The organism is Nocardia acididurans (assembly GCF_016741815.1).
Taxonomy (GTDB): domain Bacteria; phylum Actinomycetota; class Actinomycetes; order Mycobacteriales; family Mycobacteriaceae; genus Nocardia; species Nocardia acididurans.
Genome location: NZ_JAERRJ010000001.1, coordinates 669,264 through 689,026, shown reverse-complemented (window position 1 = coordinate 689,026; position 19,763 = coordinate 669,264). Strand labels below are relative to the sequence as shown.

Annotated in this window: 14 protein-coding genes; 10 read left to right on the top strand and 4 right to left on the bottom strand. The window is 67.3% G+C overall.

The window, feature by feature from the left end; all coding sequences use genetic code 11:
* Positions 1-69 precede the first annotated feature (69 nt).
* From dprE1 to JK358_RS03085, 4 genes are all read left to right on the top strand, one after another.
* On the top strand, positions 70-1,548 hold the full coding sequence (gene dprE1, locus JK358_RS03100; protein WP_201943271.1) for a decaprenylphosphoryl-beta-D-ribose oxidase: 1,479 nt from the start codon (positions 70-72) through the stop codon (positions 1,546-1,548).
* Positions 1,545-2,306, top strand: a complete 762-nt coding sequence (dprE2, locus tag JK358_RS03095; protein ID WP_201943270.1) for a decaprenylphospho-beta-D-erythro-pentofuranosid-2-ulose 2-reductase — start codon at positions 1,545-1,547, stop codon at positions 2,304-2,306. Before dprE1 ends, dprE2 begins: the two co-directional genes overlap by 4 nt.
* 130 nt (positions 2,307-2,436) lie before the next feature.
* On the top strand, positions 2,437-2,661 hold the full coding sequence (locus tag JK358_RS03090; protein ID WP_201943269.1) for a type II toxin-antitoxin system VapB family antitoxin: 225 nt from the start codon (positions 2,437-2,439) through the stop codon (positions 2,659-2,661).
* A complete protein-coding gene (locus JK358_RS03085; RefSeq protein ID WP_201943267.1) occupies positions 2,658-3,095 on the top strand; it encodes a PIN domain-containing protein in 438 nt (145 codons plus the stop codon). The genes JK358_RS03090 and JK358_RS03085 overlap by 4 nt, the downstream gene beginning before the upstream one ends.
* Positions 3,096-3,098: 3 nt before the next feature.
* Here JK358_RS03085 and JK358_RS39825 read toward each other — a convergent pair whose 3' ends face one another.
* The gene (locus JK358_RS39825) at positions 3,099-3,227 is read right to left on the bottom strand and encodes a hypothetical protein (protein WP_269811710.1); all 129 of its coding nucleotides are present in this window, start codon (positions 3,225-3,227) and stop codon (positions 3,099-3,101) included.
* A 118-nt stretch (positions 3,228-3,345) separates the two neighbouring features.
* Here JK358_RS39825 and JK358_RS03080 point away from each other — a divergent pair, with 118 nt between their 5' ends.
* The 3 genes from JK358_RS03080 (at position 3,346) to JK358_RS03070 (ending at position 8,040) form a co-directional block, all read left to right on the top strand.
* Entirely contained in the window at positions 3,346-5,415 is a 2,070-nt protein-coding gene (locus tag JK358_RS03080; RefSeq protein WP_201943265.1) for an arabinofuranosyltransferase, read from the top strand.
* A 180-nt stretch (positions 5,416-5,595) separates the two neighbouring features.
* Positions 5,596-7,383: a DUF6541 family protein gene (locus JK358_RS03075; RefSeq protein ID WP_201943263.1), complete on the top strand. Its 1,788-nt coding sequence runs from the start codon at positions 5,596-5,598 to the stop codon at positions 7,381-7,383.
* A 105-nt stretch (positions 7,384-7,488) separates the two neighbouring features.
* Positions 7,489-8,040 carry a dihydrofolate reductase family protein gene (locus JK358_RS03070; RefSeq protein ID WP_201943261.1) on the top strand — a complete coding sequence of 184 codons (552 nt, stop codon included), beginning with the start codon at positions 7,489-7,491 and terminating at the stop codon, positions 8,038-8,040.
* 34 nt (positions 8,041-8,074) lie between these two features.
* Here JK358_RS03070 and JK358_RS03065 read toward each other — a convergent pair whose 3' ends face one another.
* Positions 8,075-9,991: a serine/threonine-protein kinase gene (locus tag JK358_RS03065; protein WP_201943259.1), complete on the bottom strand. Its 1,917-nt coding sequence runs from the start codon at positions 9,989-9,991 to the stop codon at positions 8,075-8,077.
* 140 nt (positions 9,992-10,131) lie between these two features.
* Between JK358_RS03065 and JK358_RS03060 the strand changes: the two genes are divergently transcribed.
* The 3 genes from JK358_RS03060 to JK358_RS03045 all read left to right on the top strand — a co-directional run bounded on the left by JK358_RS03060 (position 10,132) and on the right by JK358_RS03045 (position 17,906).
* The gene (locus JK358_RS03060) at positions 10,132-13,425 is read left to right on the top strand and encodes an arabinosyltransferase domain-containing protein (protein WP_201943257.1); all 3,294 of its coding nucleotides are present in this window, start codon (positions 10,132-10,134) and stop codon (positions 13,423-13,425) included.
* A 101-nt stretch (positions 13,426-13,526) separates the two neighbouring features.
* Entirely contained in the window at positions 13,527-17,015 is a 3,489-nt protein-coding gene (locus JK358_RS38910; RefSeq protein WP_307817255.1) for an arabinosyltransferase domain-containing protein, read from the top strand.
* A gap of 129 nt (positions 17,016-17,144) precedes the next feature.
* Positions 17,145-17,906, top strand: a complete 762-nt coding sequence (locus JK358_RS03045) for an alpha/beta fold hydrolase (protein ID WP_201943254.1) — start codon at positions 17,145-17,147, stop codon at positions 17,904-17,906.
* Positions 17,907-17,917: 11 nt separating this feature from the next.
* On the opposite strand, the gene JK358_RS03040 is transcribed toward JK358_RS03045, so the two are convergent.
* Both JK358_RS03040 and JK358_RS03035 read right to left on the bottom strand, forming a co-directional pair.
* Complete coding sequence (locus tag JK358_RS03040; RefSeq protein ID WP_201943253.1) at positions 17,918-18,118, bottom strand: DUF5988 family protein; 201 nt, start codon at positions 18,116-18,118, stop codon at positions 17,918-17,920.
* 71 nt (positions 18,119-18,189) lie between these two features.
* A complete protein-coding gene (locus JK358_RS03035) occupies positions 18,190-19,734 on the bottom strand; it encodes an acyl-CoA carboxylase subunit beta (protein ID WP_201943251.1) in 1,545 nt (514 codons plus the stop codon).
* Positions 19,735-19,763: the final 29 nt, after the last annotated feature.

Genomic DNA, 19,763 nt, shown 5'->3' with positions numbered 1-19,763 from the left:
CGACTTGGGGCGATGCCAGGGACTGAGGACACAAGCCGCGAACCGGTTATGCCTGTAGCCTCTATCCCGATGTCCACGAAAGCTCAGACCACCACCACGGCCGCCGCCGCGAAGATTCCGGCGGGCGAGGGCGCGGACACAGCTTCGAGCGGCTCCTTCGAGCTGCCGACGCAGACCCGCAAGCTCACCGGGTGGGGTCGTACCGCAGCCACCACTTCCGAAGTTCTCTCCACCAGTGACCCCGAGCTGATCGCCAAGGCGGTCGCCATGGTCGCCGAGGACAACGACTCGAAGCCCGCGCACCTGCGTCGCGGCGTGATCGCGCGCGGCCTCGGCCGCTCCTACGGCGATCACGCGCAGAACGCCGGCGGCCTGGTCGTCGATATGACGGCGCTGAACCGCATCCACCGCATCGACCGCGATTCCCGCCTGGTCGACGTGGACGCGGGCGTGAGCCTCGACCAGCTGATGAAGGCGGCGCTACCGTTCGGGCTGTGGGTTCCGGTGCTGCCGGGCACCCGGCAGGTCACCGTCGGCGGGGCGATCGGCTCCGATATCCATGGCAAGAACCATCACAGCGCGGGCTCGTTCGGCAATCATGTGCGGTCCATCGACCTGCTCACCGCCGACGGCCAGGTGCAGCACATCACGCCGAAGAAGAACGCCAAGCTGTTCTGGGCGACCGTCGGCGGCAACGGCCTGACCGGCATCATCCTGCGCGCCACCATCGAGATGACGCCCACCGAGACGGCGTACTTCATCTCCGACGGCATCAAGACGCACACCCTCGACGAGACCATCGCCGTGCACAAGGACGGCTCGGAGGAGAACTACACGTACTCCTCGACCTGGTTCGACGTCATCTCCGGTCCGCCGAAGCTGGGGCGCGCCAACGTATCTCGCGGCCGGCTGGCGAAGCTGGACGAGCTGCCGAAGAAGCTGCGCCGCAACCCGCTCAAGTTCGACGCCCCGAATCTGCTGACGGTGCCGCCGATCTTCCCGAGCATCTCGGCGAACAAGTACACCCTCGGCATGGTCGGGGAGGCGTACTACGCGCTGGGCGGCAACTACACCGGCAAGATCATGAACTTGACGCAGTTCTACCACATGCTCGACGTGGTCTCGGAGTGGAATCGGGCGTACGGACCTGCGGGTTTCGTGCAGTACCAGTTCGTGCTGCCGCCCGAGGCGCTGGACGAATTCACAAAGATCATCATCGATATCCAGAAGTCCGGGCAGTACTCGGCGCTCAATGTGCTGAAGTTCTTCGGCCCCGGCAACCAGGCCCCGCTGAGCTTCCCCATGGAGGGCTGGAACATCTGCGTCGACTTCCCGGTCCGCCCCGGCCTGAACGAATTGGTTCGGGACCTCGATCGGCGGGTACTGGAATTCGGTGGACGGCTGTACACCGCGAAGGACTCGCGCACCGACGCGGCGACCTTCCACAAGATGTACCCCCGGATCGACGAGTGGATCAAGATCCGCCGAAATGTCGATCCCACAGGCGTTTTCATGTCCGATATGGCGAGAAGGCTGGAGCTTCAGTGATCAATGCGGTAGGAAACCCGCAATCCATTCTGCTGCTGGGCGGCACCTCGGAGATCGGCTTGGCGATCGTCGCCGAGTACCTGAAGAAGGGGCCCGCCCGCGTCGTGCTGGCCGCCCTGCCGGGTGACCCGCTGCGCGACGAGGCCGTGGCCACCGCCAAGGCCGCGGGCGCGACCGAGGTCGAGGTCGTGGACTTCGACGCGCTCGACACCGACAGCCACCCCAAGGTCGTCGACCAGGCGTGGTCGCGCGGCGACGTCGACATCGCCATCGTCGCCTTCGGCATCGACGGGGACGGCGAGATCTTCTGGCAGGACCAGCGCAAGGCCGTCATGATGGCCCAGATCAACTACACCGCAGCGGTTTCCGTCGGCGTGCTGCTGGGCGAGAAGATGAAGTCCCAGGGCTACGGCCGCATCCTGGCCATGTCCTCGGTGGCCGGTGAGCGCGTCCGCCGCTTCAACTTCGTCTACGGCTCCACCAAGGCCGGCCTGGACGGCTTCTACCTCGGCCTCGGCGAGGCGCTCGCCCCCTACGGCGCGCGCGTCACCGTGATCCGCCCCGGCATGGTCCGCACCAAGCTGTCGGCCCACGCCAAGGAGAACGGCCTCACCATCAACAAGGAGGACGTCGCCACCCTCGCCGTCTCGGCCTCCGAGAAGGGCAAGGAAATCGTCTGGGCCCCCGGCCAGATCCGCGTAGTGATGGCGATCCTGCGCCACATCCCCCGCGTGATCTTCCGCCGCCTCCCGGTCTAGCCCCCGGCCACACGCACCGATAACTGCCGCTCCCTCCCGTCGAGGGTGCGGCAGTTTTGCGTACCCAACCACACACCGAATGTACAATTATTGGCGTCAGAACCGCCCATTCATGTACAGGAGGCTGGTGATGTCACTGACCCACATCGAGATCGACGACGACGCGCTGGAAACAGCACGCAAGCTAGGCGGGCACCGAACCAAAACGGCGGCAGTCGCCGCCGCGCTGCGCGACTACAACAAGCGATTGTCGCGCGCTGCTGCGTACGAGCATTACTACAAGCTGGCTCAGGATTGGGATATCGAAGGAGCCGAGGCTGCTCACAAGGCAGAGAAGGAGCCACCAGCGCGGTGATCGGATACCTGCTCGATTCCTCTGCGCTCTGGCGCATCCTCAGAGACCGTGCGGTTATGGAGCTGTGGCAAGCTCCAGCAAGTGACGGCGAGCTGCGTTCTTGCTATCCACAGCGAGCCGAGTTCTTGCGATCTGCACGCAATGTGAAGGAGTACTCCACCTTCTGCGGAATGTTCGATGCGCTCTATAGCGATGCCCCGGTCCCCAAATCGGCGGGTCTGTGGATCTCAGGATTTCAGCACCGCGCCGCCGAGCACGGCTCCCACCGCTGCCTGTCCGCTGTCGATCTGCAGATCTGCGCGACAGCCGCATATCACGGTCTCATTGTCGTGCACGACGATTCGGACTTCGTCACGGCAGCGCGGCTCGCAACCGAGCTGCGGCAGCGCAACGTCCACGATGGACCGTTGGAATCGCCGACTCCGTTTCCATAGGCATCAGAGGTCGTCGAGCAACGCCAGAGCCACAGCTTCCAACCATTCGGAGTCGATATCCGGTTCATCGGCAACCGCGCACTGGATCAGATACTCTTGGCGCGCCTTGTCCGCGTCTTCCTGCCGCTCCATGTGTACATTCTGCGCGTGATGGGGTCGTCTCACGGCTGGTACGGCTGTTCTCCAGAAGGCTCGTTAGGCTTCGCAGCGGTGCACGGTCCATGGACAGGAAGCCGGAGGCGGAGTGCGAATGAGCGAACAGGCTAGCGGCCGGATGACGCTGTTGCGGCGGCAGGTCGGTGGGGCTGCCGGGGAGGCGGTCGCCGGTGCGGTTGTCGCGGCGGTGGTGGCGGGCGTTGGGCTGGTGGCGTTCTCGACGGTGGAGTGGCCTGCGTTCAATTCGTCGAATGTGCTGCGGGCGCTGACCACCGTCGGGCAGGTGGTGGCGCTGGGAATGCTGGTCGGCGCGACCGTGCTGATCCGGGTGCGGAAGTGGCCGTGGGCCGTGAAACTGCTGTCCTGGGGCGGGCTTTCGGCGTTCGTGACGGTGACGTTGGGGATGCCGCTGGCCGCTACGAAGCTGTATCTGTTCGGGCTTTCGGTGGATCAGGAGTTCCGGACGCAGTATCTGACGCGGCTCACCGACAGTGCCGCGCTGCACGATATGAACTACGTCGATCTGCCGCCGTTCTATCCGGCGGGATGGTTCTGGTTCGGGGGGCGGTTCGCGAGTCTGACCGGGATGGCGGGGTGGGAGGCGTTCAAGCCGTACGCGATCATCGCGCTCGCTGTCGCCGCCGTTGTCGCTTATGTGTTGTGGTCCAAGCTTATTCGCGCGGATTGGGCGGTGCCGGTGGCAGCCGCCACCACGGCGGTGACGCTGGCCTACGGTGCACCCGAGGCGTACGGGGCGGTGCTGGTGCTGCTGTTCGCGCCCGTCATGGTGCTGGCGTGGGGGGCGCTGTACCGGCCCGCCGGGCTGGCGGCGCGGACGCTGCTCGCGGGAAGTGAAGGGACGCAGCCGGATACGACGGCGCGCACGGCCGGTGGCTGGGGCGCGGCCGTCGGCGTCGGCCTCTACCTCGGACTGGCCGCAGCGTTCTACACGCTGTATTTCGTGGTGGCCGTGTTCTCGGTCTGCCTGATGGCGGTGATCGCGGGAGCGCTGATGCTGCGGGAACGCCGTCTGGCGCTGCGCACCCAGCGGCATCGAGACGCGGCGGCGCGGAGTACGGCGGGCGGGCAGGTCGGGGACGCGAGTACGCCCGGTGAACCGGTGCCCGGCGGGTGGGCGGTGCTGTGGCCGATTCTGGCGCGGCTCCTCACGATCGGCGCGCTCGCCGGGCTGCTGGCCCTCACGGTGTGGACGCCGTTCCTGCTCGACTTCCTCAGTGGCAAAGCCTCGTTCAGCGGCGGGTCCGCGTTCCACTATCTGCCCGAGCCGGGGTCCGAGCTGCCGCTGCCCATGTTCGAGGTCAGCCTGATCGGCGGATTCTGCCTGGTCGGCACGGTGTGGCTGGTGCTGCGGGTGGGGAGCTCGCGGCGGGCGCAGGCGCTGACCGTCGGCGTGCTGGCCGTGTACCTGTGGTGCCTGCTGTCCATGGCCGCGACCGCCGCGGGCACCACGCTGCTGTCGTTCCGGCTGGAGCCGCTGCTGTACGCGCTGCTGGCCGCCGCGGGCGCGTTCGGATTCGTGGAGGGTGCGCGCGCGGTCTACCAGGTGTTGCACGAGCCCGCGCGGATGCGGCCGGTGGTGGCGGCGATCGCGGTGCTGGGCGCGGTGGCGTTCAGCCAGGAGATCCCGCACGTGCTGGACGCGGAGATCACCACCGCCTACACCGACACCGACGGCGACGGAGTGCGCGCGGACAAGCGTCCGCCCTCGGCGGTCTCGCACTACGCGAAGATCGACGCGACGCTGCGGGAGCAGACCGGGCGGGCGCGCGACGAGAGCGTTGTGCTGACCGCGGATACGAGCTTCCTGGCCATCTACCCGTACTACGGTTTCCAGGCGCTGACTTCCCACTACGCGAATCCGCTGGCGGACTTCCCGGGCCGCACGGCCGAGATCAAACGCTGGGCGGAGCTGAAGACGCCGCAGGAGTTGATCGCGGCGCTGGAGCGTTGCCCGTGGCGTGCTCCCGACGCGTTCGTATTCCGGGACGCGGGCGATCGATACACGCTGCGGCTGTCCGAGGACGTGTACCCGAACGATCCGAACGTGAAGCGGTTCACGGTGGCGTTCCCCAAGGCGCTGTTCGAGGATCCGCGCTTCCAGATCACCGACATCGGGCCGTTCACGGTCGTGGTGCGCCGCTGACATCGTGTGGCTCAGGTCACGAATGTCTATAGCGGACAACGAGACAAGCCTCGGTTATGCACAGAATCGGGCCTTCATCCACAGATTTCGGGCCCGTTTCTGTGGATAACCCTTCCTGCTCGGGATAACTCATCCACTTGCCAGCAGGCTCTCAGCCGCGCGCACTAGCGTGGCCGGGCGATGGCAGAGGTACTCGATCGGCCGACCACGCACACCGGCCGCACACGGCGACAACGGCTCACGACGCGACTGCGATCCGCGCGCACCGATACGGTCGTCGCCCTCGGCTATCTCGCGCTTGCCGTGACAGTGCTGTCCGGGCAGTGGCGGCACCCCGGCAGCGGGTATCTGATCAAGAGCGGCCAGGACCAGACCATGTGGGAGTGGTTCTTCGCGGTCACCGCGCACAGCGTGGCACACCTGGAGAATCCGCTCGGAACGAACCTGCAGAACTTCCCCGACGGCGTGAACATGATGGCCAATACCGCCATGTTCGGGGTGGGCGTTCCGCTCACGCCGGTCACGCTGCTGTTCGGGCCGACCGTCACCTTCGTGCTCGTGCTCACGCTGGGCCTGTCCGGCACCGCCTTCGCCTGGTACCGGCTGTTCTCCCGGGAACTGGTCGAGTCGAAACCGGCTGCGGCCGTGGGCGGTCTGTTCTGCGGGTTCGCGCCGGCCATGATCTCGCACGCCAACGCGCACCCGAATTTCGTTGCGCTGGCGCTGCTTCCGGTGATCGCGCAGCTGATCATCCGGGTCGCCCGGCGGGAGCGCGCACGACTGCGCGACGTGTTCGGGCTCGGACTTCTGGTCGCAGCGCAGATCGCACTCGGCGAGGAACCACTGCTGATCTTCGCGCTCGCGTTCGGACTTTTCGCGCTGGTCTACCACCTGCCGTCCCCACGCGCCGGGCTGCACGCCGTGCGGACGGCGCTGCGGACGCTGGTGCCCGCGGCGCTGATCACCATGGCGCTCACCGTGATTCCGCTGTGGTGGCAGTTCTTCGGCCCGCAGTCGTATCGGTCCATCGATCACGGGCCGATGGGCAACGATCTGAAGGCGCTGTTCCAGTTCCCGTCCGAATCCCTCGGCGGCCTGCTGCTGCACGGGCAGAACGTGGCCATCAATCCGACCGAGGAGAACGCGTACTTCGGCTGGCCGCTGCTGCTGCTCGTCGCCGTGACCGTCGCATTCCTGTGGCGCGACCGCGTCGTGCGAGCCGCCGCCGCGGTGATCGCGGTGTTCACCCTGCTGTCGCTCGGCTCGACCCTGGTCATCGGCAAGGACGACACCGGCATCGAATTACCCTGGCACCGGCTGGAATCCGTGCCGCTGCTGAACACGGTGCTGGAATCCCGGCTCACCATGGCCGCGATACCGGCCATCGCGGCGATACTCGCGGTGGCCACCCAGCGGGCCGCGAACCGGTGGCGGGACGCGCCGGTGGATTGGCGGCCGCTCGGCTGGTTCGCGGCACTGACCCTGGCCCTGCTGCCGCTCACGCCGACCATCCTCCCGGTGGTGCAGCGACCGGCGACCCCCGCCTTCTTCACCGATGGCACTGTGCGGCAGTACGTTTCGGGCGGCTCCGTGGTGATCGCGCCCCCGCCCACTCCCCCGGACGCGCGCGCCCTGCGCTGGCAGGCCGACTCCGGATTCGAATTCCCACTCGCCGGAGGATATTTCGTCGGCCCGACCGGAACCGACAGGAAGGGGCACTACGGCCCCGACAACCGGCCCACCGCGACCCTGCTGATCAAGGCCCAGCAGACCGGCACGGTGCCGGTGATCACCACGGCGGACCAGCAGCAGGCGCTCGACGATCTGCGGTACTGGCGGGCCGATGTGGTCGTGCTGCCGCCCACCGACAAGGCGGATGTCCTGCGCGCCACCGTGGACCAACTGCTCGGCATATCCGCGCGCCAGGTCGACGGCGTCTGGCTGTGGGATGTGCGCGGACTCGCATAAACCCCTGCTGAACTGGCAGAACAGATTTCTTCCGCATCGAACGATGAGTTCGGCTCCGCCGTCCCGTCCTAGTCGGTGACCGACCATGTGATTCGGAGGCTCGACATGCGAGATCTGATCGTCACCGAGAACATCACCATCGACGGGGTGATCGACGCGACCGGCGGCTGGTTCGCCGTGGCCGAAGGGCCCGACGAGAGCGACCAGGTGGAAGCCGTACGGGAACAGTTCGAAGCGGCGGACGCCGTCCTGTTCGGGCGCATCACCTTCGAGGAGATGCGCGGCTACTGGCCCATCCAGACCGACGACACCACCGGGGTGGCCGACTACCTGAACAAGGTGGAGAAATATGTGGCGTCGCGGACGCTGGGCGATCCCGGATGGGAGAACACGACCGTACTGCGCGGCCCGCTCGCCGATGAGATCCGGCTGCTGAAATCCATGCCGGGCGAGGACATCGTGTGCACGGGCAGCATCACGCTGGTGCATTCGCTGGCGGCGGCCGGGCTCGTGGACGAGTACCGGCTGTTCCAGCATCCGGTGGTGCTCGGACGGGGTGCGCGACTGTTCCCGAGCGGAATCATGCTGCCCCGGCTGCGGCTCGTGGAGGCGCGGGTGTTCCGCTCCGGGGTGGTGCTCATGCGCTACCGCGCCTGAACCCGGGACACCGCGAATCCGGCTCGGCGCGCGGCTATCTCAACGGTGCGGCGGCCAGCCAGGTGTCGAGTAATTCGTTCACGGTGTGGTCCGGCCAGCGCACGACGAGCACGAACCGGGACCGCGGATCACCGTCGGGGAAGGTGACCGCGGTCAGGATGCGCCGGGAATCGCTGTCGCGCTGCGCGGCCGGATCGATGCCGCGCTCGGTGAGGATCGTCAGTTCACCGGCGACATCGCGGTGCGCGAACGGCTTCGTGCCCGCCTGCCCCTCGAAGAAGATATCGGCGGCGGAACGCGCTGGGCGGGAACCGAAATCGAAGATGTCGAAGCGCACCTGACCGGTGTCGTCGGTGGGATTGCAGAGGATGCGGTGCGCGCCCTGCGCGGTCGCCGCATCGGTGGCGCTCGGATCCCGGGCCAGACAGGACGCGCCCTGCCAGCCCGTCGAGCGACCGTTCGCACCCAGCTTGCCCACCAGGCTCGGGAACGCCTGCGCGATGGCGGCGTGCTCGGCGTTCCAGGACTGCGCCAGCGCATCCGCGCGGGTGTAGGTGATCAGGCCGCTCACATCGGTTTTGCGGCTGATGCGGCCGTCGTCCAGCAGATTGAGCGTGGTGGGGGCATTGGCGCGGCAGGCGTTCGCGGGCGTGCCCGCCACAACCTCGGACTGGCCGACGAGCAGGCGGTCACCGCCGGCGGGCACCTCGTCGAAGGGGGCGGAGAACTCGCAGTGGAAGGCGGAGCCGTTGCCGAGCACCCCGTCCACGCGACTCGACAGCACCGCGTCGCCCGGCCTGCCCTGCTGGATCACCAACCGGTAGTTGGTCTTTCCCTCGGTGGCCAGCCAGGTGCCGAGGAACTTGTCGGGGACGCTGGTCGGTGCGGGCGGTGTGGTGTCACGCAGCAGGAACGCGGTCCCCGCACCGGCGGCGGCCAGTACGACCACCGCGGCGGGAATCAGTACCCGGTTTCGGAACAGGCGCAGCCGCAGCGCTTTTCGCGGCGGCTCGGCTGTCGCGCCGGTGGCCATGGCACCCAGCGGCGCGGTGACCTGCGTGGTCTCGTCCTGTGCCGCCGGAATCCCCGCGGGCGGGGTGACCGTGGTGTCGGAGTCGCCGTAGTAGGCGCGGGACGCGGCCTCGGCGAACTCCATACAGGTCGGGAAGCGATCGTGCGGTTCCTTCGACAGGGCGCGTTGCAGCACCGCGTCCAGTGCGGACGGCAGGTCGGGGCGGACCTCGGTCACCCGCAGCGGAGGCTTCATGGTGTGGGCGTGCACCCAGCCGAGCGGGCTGGTGGCGGCGAACGGGCGCTGGTCGGTGAGCAGCACGAAAAGCGTGCAGGCCAACGAGTATTGGTCGGACTGCGCGCCGACGGGCTGATCCGACACCTGCTCCGGGGAGGCGAAAGCGAAAGTGGCGGAGATGTTTCCGGTGCGAGTGAGAGCCGTGGTCTCGTCGTGCAGGCGGGCGATGCCGAAGTCGGTGAGCAACGCGCGCTCCGGACGCCCGTTGTCCGGGGCCGCGAGCAGGATGTTGGAGGGCTTCACATCGCGGTGCAGGACGCCCTTGCCGTGCGCGTAGTCGAGCGCGGCCCCGATCTCGGTGATGATCCGCAACGCCCGCTGCGGTGAAATACCCTGCAGCGCGGACGCATCCGTGCCCTCGATGTACTGCATGGAGATCCACAACCGGTCATCGCCGAGCCCGCGATCGTAGATCTGCACGATATTCGGGTGATCGAAATGCGCCGCGATCTCCGCCTCGCGCTCGAACCGCCGCCAGGCGTCGTCGTCCACCGTGTACTCGTCGCGCTTCAACACCTTGAAAGCAGTCAGCCTCGGCAACCGGGGATGGCGGGCCGCATAGACCACACCCGATCCCCCGGCGCCGATCCGACGCGCGATCACATACCCGGCGATCACCTCGCCCGGCCGCAATTCGCTCATTGGATCCTCGTGTTCTTCCGTCCCGGCCCCTCGCCCAGTTGGAATAGACACCATCCTGACGCAGATCCTCCGATCCGGCCAACCCCTCAGCTCCATGGCATCCCGCTCACCTCCGGGACCGATCTATACGATCGGGGATCGTGCGCGAAGACACCCGAAGGTTCCACCGCATCCGCCTCATCGCCGTGATCTCCGGATTACTCGGAATTCTGCTGGCGGTGATCACGCCGATCCTGCCTGTGCAGCAGGACCGGCCGACACTGGTTTGGCCGCAGGGGGATACGGCGAGCGTGGAAGCGCCGCTGGTTTCCTATGTGCCGCTGAGTATGTCGGTGCAACTGCCTAACAGCATGTGGTTCGGGGCTGATCTACCGAGTGGGACCACAATGTTCTCGACCGTTCCGGCCGCCTCCGGGAAGGCCGTCGACAAGGGCCTGGTGGTGCGGCTCGAGGACGGTCCCGAGGGCGGTCAGGTCGTCAATGTGCTGGTGCGCAACATTCCGCTGCTGTCTGTGCCGACGATCAAACTGCAGGATGGTGCCTGGCTGTCCATCACCTCCGACTCGAAGGCGACCCGCGTCGAGGTGTTCGGCGCCTATGGCGAGGCCGACACGATCAAGGGCGGTGTCGACGGGGACAACCGGCCGCAGGTGGTCGGCCTGTTCACCGACCTGTCGACGGACCGGATCAAGACCGCGCACGCGGAAGTGAACATCGACGCGCGCTTCAGCACCAGCCCCACCTGGATCAAAAGACTCGCCATCATCGGCGCGGTCGTGTTCACGCTCATCGCGCTCGTCGCCCTGCACCTGCTCGACACCTCCGACGGCCGCAAACCCCGCCGCTTCCTGCCCGCGCACTGGTGGCGGATCCGGCTCTCCGACATCGCGGTACTGGGCACGCTGCTCGTCTGGCACATCATCGGCGCGAACACCTCCGATGACGGCTACATCCTGAATATGGCTCGGGCCTCGAAGGAATCGGGGTACATGGCCAACTACTACCGGTGGTTCGGGGTCGCCGAAGCGCCGTTCGGGTGGCCGTACGAGGTGCTTGCCTGGATGACCCGGATCAGCGATGCCAGCCCGTGGATGCGGTTGCCGTCCCTGCTCGCCGGAATCGTCTGCTGGCTGGTGATCAGCCGCGAGGTGCTGCCGCGGCTCGGGGCCCGGGTGCGCCGCGACAATGTGGCCATCTGGACCGCCGGGCTGGTGTTCCTGGCCGCGTGGATGCCCTACGACAACGGGCTGCGACCGGAACCGCTCATCGCGGCGGGCGCGCTGCTGACCTGGTGCTCCATCGAAAGGGCCATCGCCACCGGGCGTTTGCTGCCCGCCGCCCTCGGCGTGCTGATCGCGGCGTTCTCGCTGGCGGCCGGGCCGACCGGGCTCATCTGTATCGCGGCGCTGGTCGCGGGGTCGCGGCCGGTACTGCAGGTGATCATCAAACGCGCCAAGGGGGACAAGGCTTCCGACGCGGGACAGAGCCGCTGGCAGAAGATTCGCGGCGGGCTGCTGCCCTACTCGGCGCTGTTCGCACCGGGTATCGCGGCCGGAACCCTGGTGCTGGTGGTGGTTTTCGCGGATCAGACCATCGCCTCGGTCATGGAGGCCACCCGGGTGCGCACGCTCATCGGGCCGAATGTGGCCTGGTTCGACGAGCGCACCCGCTGGGATTCGCTGCTCATGCTCTCGCCCGACGGGTCGCTGGCGCGGCGGTTCGGGATTCTGGCCATGCTGCTGTGCCTGATCGTGTGCGTCATGGTGATGCTGCGCAAGAACGGCCGGATTCCCGGCACCTCGCGCGGGCCGTCGACGCGGATCCTGGGCATCATCTTCATGTCGCTGTTCCTGATGATGTTCACGCCCACCAAGTGGACGCACCATTTCGGCGTGTACGCGGGACTCGCCGGATCGGTGGCCGCACTGGCGGCGGTCGCGGTGGGGGTCAACGGGATTCGGTCACCGCGCAACCGGACGCTGTTCGCGGCTGCGGTGTTCTTCCTGCTGGCCATCACCTTCACCGGACCCAACGGGTGGTGGTACGTGTCCAGCTACGGCGTGCCGTGGTTCGACAAGGCTCCGCTCATCGCGGGCAAGGGATTCTCCACCGGATTCCTGGGATTGGCGGTGCTGTGCCTGCTCATCGCGGCCTACCAGCACTACCGGGAGCCGTACACGCAGCCGAAACCGGTGCGCGGGTTCGACAAGTTCGCGAGCATGCCGCTGACCATCGCGGCGGCCGTACTCGTGCTGTTCGAGGTCGCCTCGATGGCCAAGGCGGCCGTCTCGCAGTACCCGGCGTATTCGGTGGCCAAGGCGAATATCGAAGCGCTGGGCGGGAATCGGTGCGCGCTCGCCGACGACGTGCTGGTGGAGACGAATACCGCCGACTCACTGCTGCTGCCGTGGACCGGGTCCGCCGCTGACGGATTGGCCGCGGAGAACACCGGATTCACGCCCGACGGCGTCGCCTCCGACCTCACCGCCGACGCAGAGGAGACCGTCATGGGCGGGGCCAACTCGGTGGACAAGGACTCCGACAACAAGACCACCAACACCACCGGGGCCGGGACCGGCGGCGGCACCACCGCCGAAACCGGCATCAACGGCAGCAGCGTCGCGCTGCCCTTCGGCCTGGATCCCGCCCGGACACCGGTGCTGGGCAGCTACGCCGAGGGTGAGCAGCAGGTCAACGACCTCACCACCCAGTGGTACAACCTGGATCTCGCGGGCAAACGCGATAACCCGGACTATCAGGTGCTGATCGTGACCGCCGCCGGCCGCATCAAATCCGTCGACAAGGACGGGGTCGAAACCTACGGGCAGGACCTGTGGGTGCAGTTCGGCAGCCGCGACGACGCTGGGAACTTCACCGAACTCGCCAAGATCCGGCCCATCGACATCGGGCCCAACCCGTCCTGGCGCAACCTGCGCGTACCCATCGACCAGATTCCGGTGCAGGCCAACGCCGTTCGCGTGATCGTGCACGACGGCGACATCACGCCGCGGCAGTGGGTGGCCATCACGCCGCCGCGACTGCCGAAACTCGCCACGCTCAATACCGTTGTGGGCGAGACGGCTCCGGTGCTGGAGGACTGGCATGTCGGCCTGGCCTTCCCGTGCCAGCGGCCGTTCGACCACCACGACGGCGTGGCCGAGGTGCCGGAATGGCGCATCCTGCCCGACCGGGTCGGGGCCGACGCCTCCAACGCCTGGCAGGACGATATCGGCGGCGGACCGCTCGGCTGGACCGGGCTGCTGCTGAAATCCCAGACCATCCCGTCCTATCTGGACAACGACTGGCATCGGGACTGGGGTTCGCTGGAGAAGTTCACGCCCTACGTGCCCGACGCAGACCCGACGCCGCAGCTGAAGGTCACCGTCGAAACACGCAGTGGCCTGGCCAAGGACGCGCCGATCAAGGCGCGATAACCCGTCGGGAGACGCGGCGCGACACGCCCGTAGAACAATGCGTGTCGCGCCGCCGGAGTGAAGCGGGCCACTCACAGTTCCAACCACTACCATCAGCAACCGTGCCCGACGCCTCAGCTGTCCTCACCAAGCCGGAAACCCCGGCCGCGCCCCCGGTTTCCCAGCGCGATTTCCGAGTCGCGAAGACGATCGCCATCGTCGCGGGCTTACTGGGTGCACTGTTCGCGCTAGCCACCCCGTTCCTGCCGGTGAAGCAGACCACGGCCGTGCTGGACTGGCCGCAGAACGGGACGCTGGGCAGCGTGCAGGCACCGCTCATGTCGCAGGTGCCGCTCGATCTGCATGCCACCATCCCCTGCTCCGCCGTGAACCAGCTGGATCCGCGCGGCGGCATCCTGCTCGCCACCGCGCCACCGCAGGGCAAGGGCGCGGACCTCGAGGCCATGTTCGTGCGCGTGTCGGGCGAGAGCGTGGACGTCCTCGATCGCAATGCCGTCGTGGCCACCGCGCCGCGCGCGGAGATGGCGGACTGCTCGCAGATCGTCATCACCTCGGACAACACGCGCACGCACGCGGTGTTCGAAGGGCTGACCAGGACGGTCGAGAAGCAGACGCCGGACGGCGGACGCGAACTCGTGACGGTGCCGGTGGAGGGACAGCTCACCGGTGACCTGCGGCCGCAGGTGGTCGGCGTCTTCACCGATATGAAGGGCGATGTCCCGCAGGGGCTTTCCTTCCACATGACGGTGGACTCGCGGTTCTCCTCCACGCCGACGGTGCTCAAACTGATCGCCATCATCGCGGCCGTGCTGCTGACGCTGATCTCCATGGGCGCGCTCGGCGTACTCGACACCAGTGACGGGCGCGGGCATCGGCGCATCCTCCCGGCGCACTGGCTGAAGCCGACCTGGACCGACGGCGGCGTCATCGGCACGCTGCTGCTGTGGCATTTCATCGGCGCGAACACCTCCGACGACGGCTACATCCTCACCATGGTGCGGGTCGCGCCGGACGCCGGATACATGGCCAACTACTTCCGCTGGTTCGGCGTGCCGGAAGCGCCGTTCGGCTGGTACTACTACGTCATCCAGGCGTTCGCGGAGATCTCCACCGCGAGTCCGTGGGTGCGAATTCCCGCGCTGCTCTGCGGCATTCTGTGCTGGCTGGTGATCAGCCGGGAAGTCGTGCCGCGGCTCGGGCGCGCGGTCGCGAGTTCCAAGGTGGCGCTGTGGACCGGTGGCCTGGTGTTCCTGGCCTTCTGGATGCCCTTCGACAACGGGCTGCGGTCCGAGCCGATCGTGGCGCTGGGCGCGCTGCTGACCTGGGTGTCCATCGAACGGGCCATCGCCACCGCGCGACTGCTGCCCGCCGCCGTGGCGGTATTGGTCGCGGCGTTCACGCTGGCTGCCGCACCGACCGGTCTGATGTGTGTGGCGGCGCTGCTCGCCGGCATCCGGCCGCTGGTACGGATCGTGGTGAAACGGCACCGGCAGTTCGGCACGACGGCACTGCTCGCACCCATCTCCGCGGCCGGATTCCTGGTCCTGGTGGTCGTTTTCGGTGACCAGACCTTCTCCGGAATCATGGAGGCCAACCGGGTGCGGCAGGCCACCGGGCCGAATCTCGAGTGGTACAAGGACTATCTGCGCTACTACTACCTGTTCGTGGAAACCGTGGACGGGTCGCTGTCGCGGCGGTTCGCCTTCCTCGTCATGATCCTGTGCCTGGTCACCACCATGCTGATTCTGCTGCGGCGGCAGGTGGCCGGTATCGCGTCCGCGCCGACCTGGCGGCTCATGGGCGTGGTCTTCGGAACCGTCTTCTTCATGATGTTCAACCCGACGAAGTGGACGCACCACTTCGGCGCGTACGCGGGCATCGCGGGCTCGCTCGCCGCCGTGACGGCGGTCGCGGTGTCGACCTCGGCGCTGCGGTCACCGAAGAACCGGTCGGTGTTCCTCGCCGGGCTGCTTTTCACACTGGCGCTGGCGTTCTCGGGCATCAACGGGTACTGGTACGTGTCCAGCTACGGCGTGCCCTGGTACGACAAGCGGATCTCTTTCCAAGGGCACCAGTCGAATACGATCATGCTCATCCTGTTCGGGCTGGCGCTGGCGCTGGTCGCCTGGCACGCCCTGCGCGAAGGGTATGTGAAGGACGGGCCGACGCCCGCGTGGATGGTGCGCGGCCGGCTGATCCTCGGCTGGGTGGTCATCGCGCTGCCGGTGCTCGCGGCTTCCGCGCTCGCCCTGAAGGTCGTGCTCGGTGACGGATCCTCGAAGAAGGCGGTCCTGCTCGCGGCACTCGGGGTGATCGGCTCCGCGGTCATGTGGGTCCTGTTGCGCAACAACGGCCGTGGCCTCACCCTGCTCGCCGCCATGCCGCTCACCGTGGTCGCCGCGTTCATGGTGGTGCTGGAGGTGGCCTCCATGGCCAAGGGCGCGGTCGAGCAGTACCCGGCGTACTCGCTGGCCCGCTCCAACTTCGACGCCGTCGGCGGCAAGACCTGCGGCCTCGCCAGCGACGTGCTGGTGGAATCGAATGTGAACGGCTTCAACCTGCAGCCGATCATCGATCCCGCCAACCCGCCCAGTGACCCGCTCGCCGGCGCGAACCCGATCGGCTTCTCCCCCAACGGAGTTCCCGAGAAACTCGACGCCGACGCCGTAGAGGTGAAGCCCGGCACCGGCAACACCGCCACCCAGACCGTCGGCCCGGCCTTCGAAGAGGGCCAGAACGCGGGCACCGGCGGCGGCTTCGGCGCGGAGGGCGTCAACGGTTCCACCGTGAAACTCCCCTTCGGCCTCGACCCCGCCACCACACCGGTGATGGGCAGCTGGCAGGACGGCGTGCAGCAGCCCGCCGAACTCACCTCCAGCTGGTACGAACTCCCCGCCCGCTCCGCCGACAAGCCCCTGATCGTCTTCTCCATCGCGGGCCGCGTCATGTCCTTCGACCAGGTCGGCAATATGACCTACGGCCAGGACCTGTTCCTCCAGTACGGCAAGCGCACCCCCGACGGCACCGTCGACTTCCTCGGCCAGTACCGCCCCCTCGACGTCGGCCCCTTCCCGTCCTGGCGCAACGCCCGCGTCCCCGTCGACCAGATCCCCGCCGACGCCGACGCCGTCCGCATCTACGCCCGCGACCCGATCCTCATCGGCGACCAGTGGCTCGCGGTCACCCCGCCCCGCATGCCCGTCCTGCAATCCCTCGACAGCTACATCGGCCACACCCAGCCCGTCCTCCTCGACTGGGCCGTCGGCCTCCAATTCCCCTGCCAGCAGCCGTTCCTCCACAACGACGGCGTAGCCCAGGCCCCCAACTACCGCATCCTCCCCGACCGCCCCCTCGCCACCAGCTCCACCAACACCTGGCAGGCCCAGGAAAACGGCGGCCCCCTGGGTCTTTCGGAGATGCTCGCCTCCTCCCAAACCATCCCCACCTACCTGAAGAACGACTGGGCCCGGGACTGGGGCTCCCTGGAGAAGTACACCCAGTACTACTCCGACGCGAAACCCGCCCAACTCCAAACCAGCACCCAAACCCGCTCCGGCTGGTGGACCCCCGGCAAGATGCGCGTCTTCTGATCGGGCACTGACCTCGCGCACATCGCGCCCCTTCCGACTCTTCGGAAGGGGCGCGGCGCTTTTCGGGAGCTCACCGCATCACCACGCCCGATGTGAGGGTGACCTGGGGCACGCGCCACACTGGTGACCATGGTGAATGTTCAGCTCGGGGATGTGGCGACTTGGTACAACGTCCACGGTGACGGTGAACCGCTCGTGTTGCTGCACGGTGGGTTCGTGGATTCGCGGATGTTCCAGCCTGCGCTGCCGATGCTGGTGGATCGGTTTCACGCGTATGTGGTGGATCGGCGGGGGCATGGACATACACCCGATGTCGACGGGCCGTTCACGTACGAGGTGATGGCTGACGACATGATCGCGTTCCTGGAGAAGGTGGTCGGGGAGCCTGCGCATCTGGTGGGGCACAGCGATGGGGCGAATGTGGCGCTGATGGTGGCGCTGAAGCGGCCCGACCTGGTGCGGAAACTGGTGATGATCAGTGGGAACTTCCATTTCAGCGGGGTGTTGCCCGGTGTGATGGATGGGTTCGGGAGTCAGGAGACGATCGAATTCCTGGGGGGCCGCTACGGGGAGGTGTCACCCGAGGGCGAGGACCACTTTCCGGTGGTGGCACAGAAAGTCGTCGAGATGGGGCGGACGCAGCCTGCGCTCGGGGCGGATGAGCTCGCGGGCGTGCGGGCGCGGACGCTGGTGGTCTCCGGGGATGATGACGCGATCGCGCTGGAGCACACGGTCGCGCTGTATCGCGCCATTCCCGATTCGGAGCTGGCTGTGGTTCCGGGGACCTCGCATCTGCTGGTCATGGAGAAGCCGGAGCGGGTGTACCCGCTCGTGGCCGACTTCCTGCTCAATGACCCGGTCCCTACGCGGCAGCCGATTCGACGAGCCTGATCACTCCTGGGCTAGGCGTCGATGTGGGCTACCCACTCGTAGACGGGGAGACTGCCCTCGGGGGTGTCCTCCCAGCGGGGGGTCACTTTGAAACGTTCGTAGCCGCCGCCGTGCGCCACCCGCAATTCGATACCGGGTGGCGTGATGGGCACGATCCGGGTTTTCAGGCCGTCCGGACCGCCTTCGAGCAAAGCCTTCGGTGAGCTACTCATAGCTGAAGGCTCTCATATCGGAGGCGGGCGACCGACTGATTCCGAGCAATCGGCGAGCCGCAACCTCCGCGCTACAGGGGTAGGAGGTGGTGTTTGCGGGGGTTGCGGGCGAGTTTCTTGTCGCGCAGCAGGTGCAGGGCGCGGCGGATTTCGAGGCGGGTGGTGGCGGGGTCGATGACCGCGTCGATGTAGCCGCGTTCGGCCGCTACCCAGGGGGTGGCGATGGTGGCGTTGTAGAAGTCGATCATCTGCTGGCGCATGGCCGCGCGCTGATCCTCGGGGGCCGCTTCCAAAGATTTTGCGCCGATGAGGGATACGGCTGATTCCGCGCCCATGACGGCGATGCGGGCCGTCGGCCAGGCCAGGTTCACGTCCGCGCCGAGCTGCTTGGAGCCCATGACGGCGTAGCCGCCGCCGTAGGACTTGCGGATCACCACGGTGACCTTGGGGACCGTCGCTTCCACGAAGGAGAAGATGAAGCGGCCGCCGCGTTTGATGACGCCGATCTTCTCCTGCTCGACGCCGGGGAGGAAGCCGGGGGTGTCGACCACGAAGACCAGGGGGATTTCGAAGGCGTCGCAGAGGCGGACGAAATGGGCGGCCTTGTCGGAGGCGCGGGCGTCCAGGGCTCCGGCGTAGACCATGGGCTGGTTGGCGACCACGCCGACGCTGCGGCCGTCGACGCGGGCGAACCCGCAGATGACGTTCTTGCCCGCGGATTCCCCGAACTCGTGGAAGTCGCCGTCGTCGAAGATGCGGATGAGGATCTCGTGCATGTCGTAGCCGGCGTTGTCGGCGTCGGGGACGATGCCGTTGAGTTCGCGGTCGGAATCGGTGAGTTCCGGTTCCAGGCCGGGGTTCACGATGGGGGCGAGTTCCTGGCAGCTGGAGGGGAGGAAGCCGAGGTAGTCGCGCACCCACTGGAACGCTGCCGCTTCATCCTTCGCGACGTGGTGGATATTGCCGTACTGGGCTTGGGAATTCGCGCCGCCGAGTTCCTCGAGGCTGACATCCTCGCCGGTGACCTCACGAATCACCTTGGGGCCCGTCACGAACATGTACGCCTGCTCGGTCGCCACCACGACATCGGTGTTGATGGGGGCGTAGACCGCGCCGCCCGCGCAACTGCCGAGGATCATCGAAATCTGCGGCACCAGACCGGACAGCGGCTCCTGACGGCGGCCCAGTTCGGCGTACCAGGCCAGGGAGGTCACCGCCTCCTGCACGCGCGCGCCACCGGAATCGTTGATGCCGACCACCGGACAGCCCACCTTGGCGGCGAACTCCATGATCCCGGCGACCTTGCGGCCGAACATCTCGCCGACCGAACCGCCGTAGACGGTCTGGTCATGCGAGAAGACGGCGACGGGGCGGCCGTCGACCAGGCCGTGCCCGGTCACCACGCCGTCGCCGTACAGGGCGTTCTTGTCGCCCGGATTGCGCACCAGCGCACCGATTTCCACGAAGGTGCCCGGATCGAGCAGCATGTTGATCCGGTCGCGGGCGGAAGGGATACCCTTGCGCGCCCGCTTGGCGACACCCGCTTCGCCCGCCGGTTCTCTCGCGACCTCCAACTTCTGTCGCAGGTCGGCGAGTTTCTCGGCGGTAGTGCTCACGGGGCTCCTTTCGGCGTAAAACCTACTTT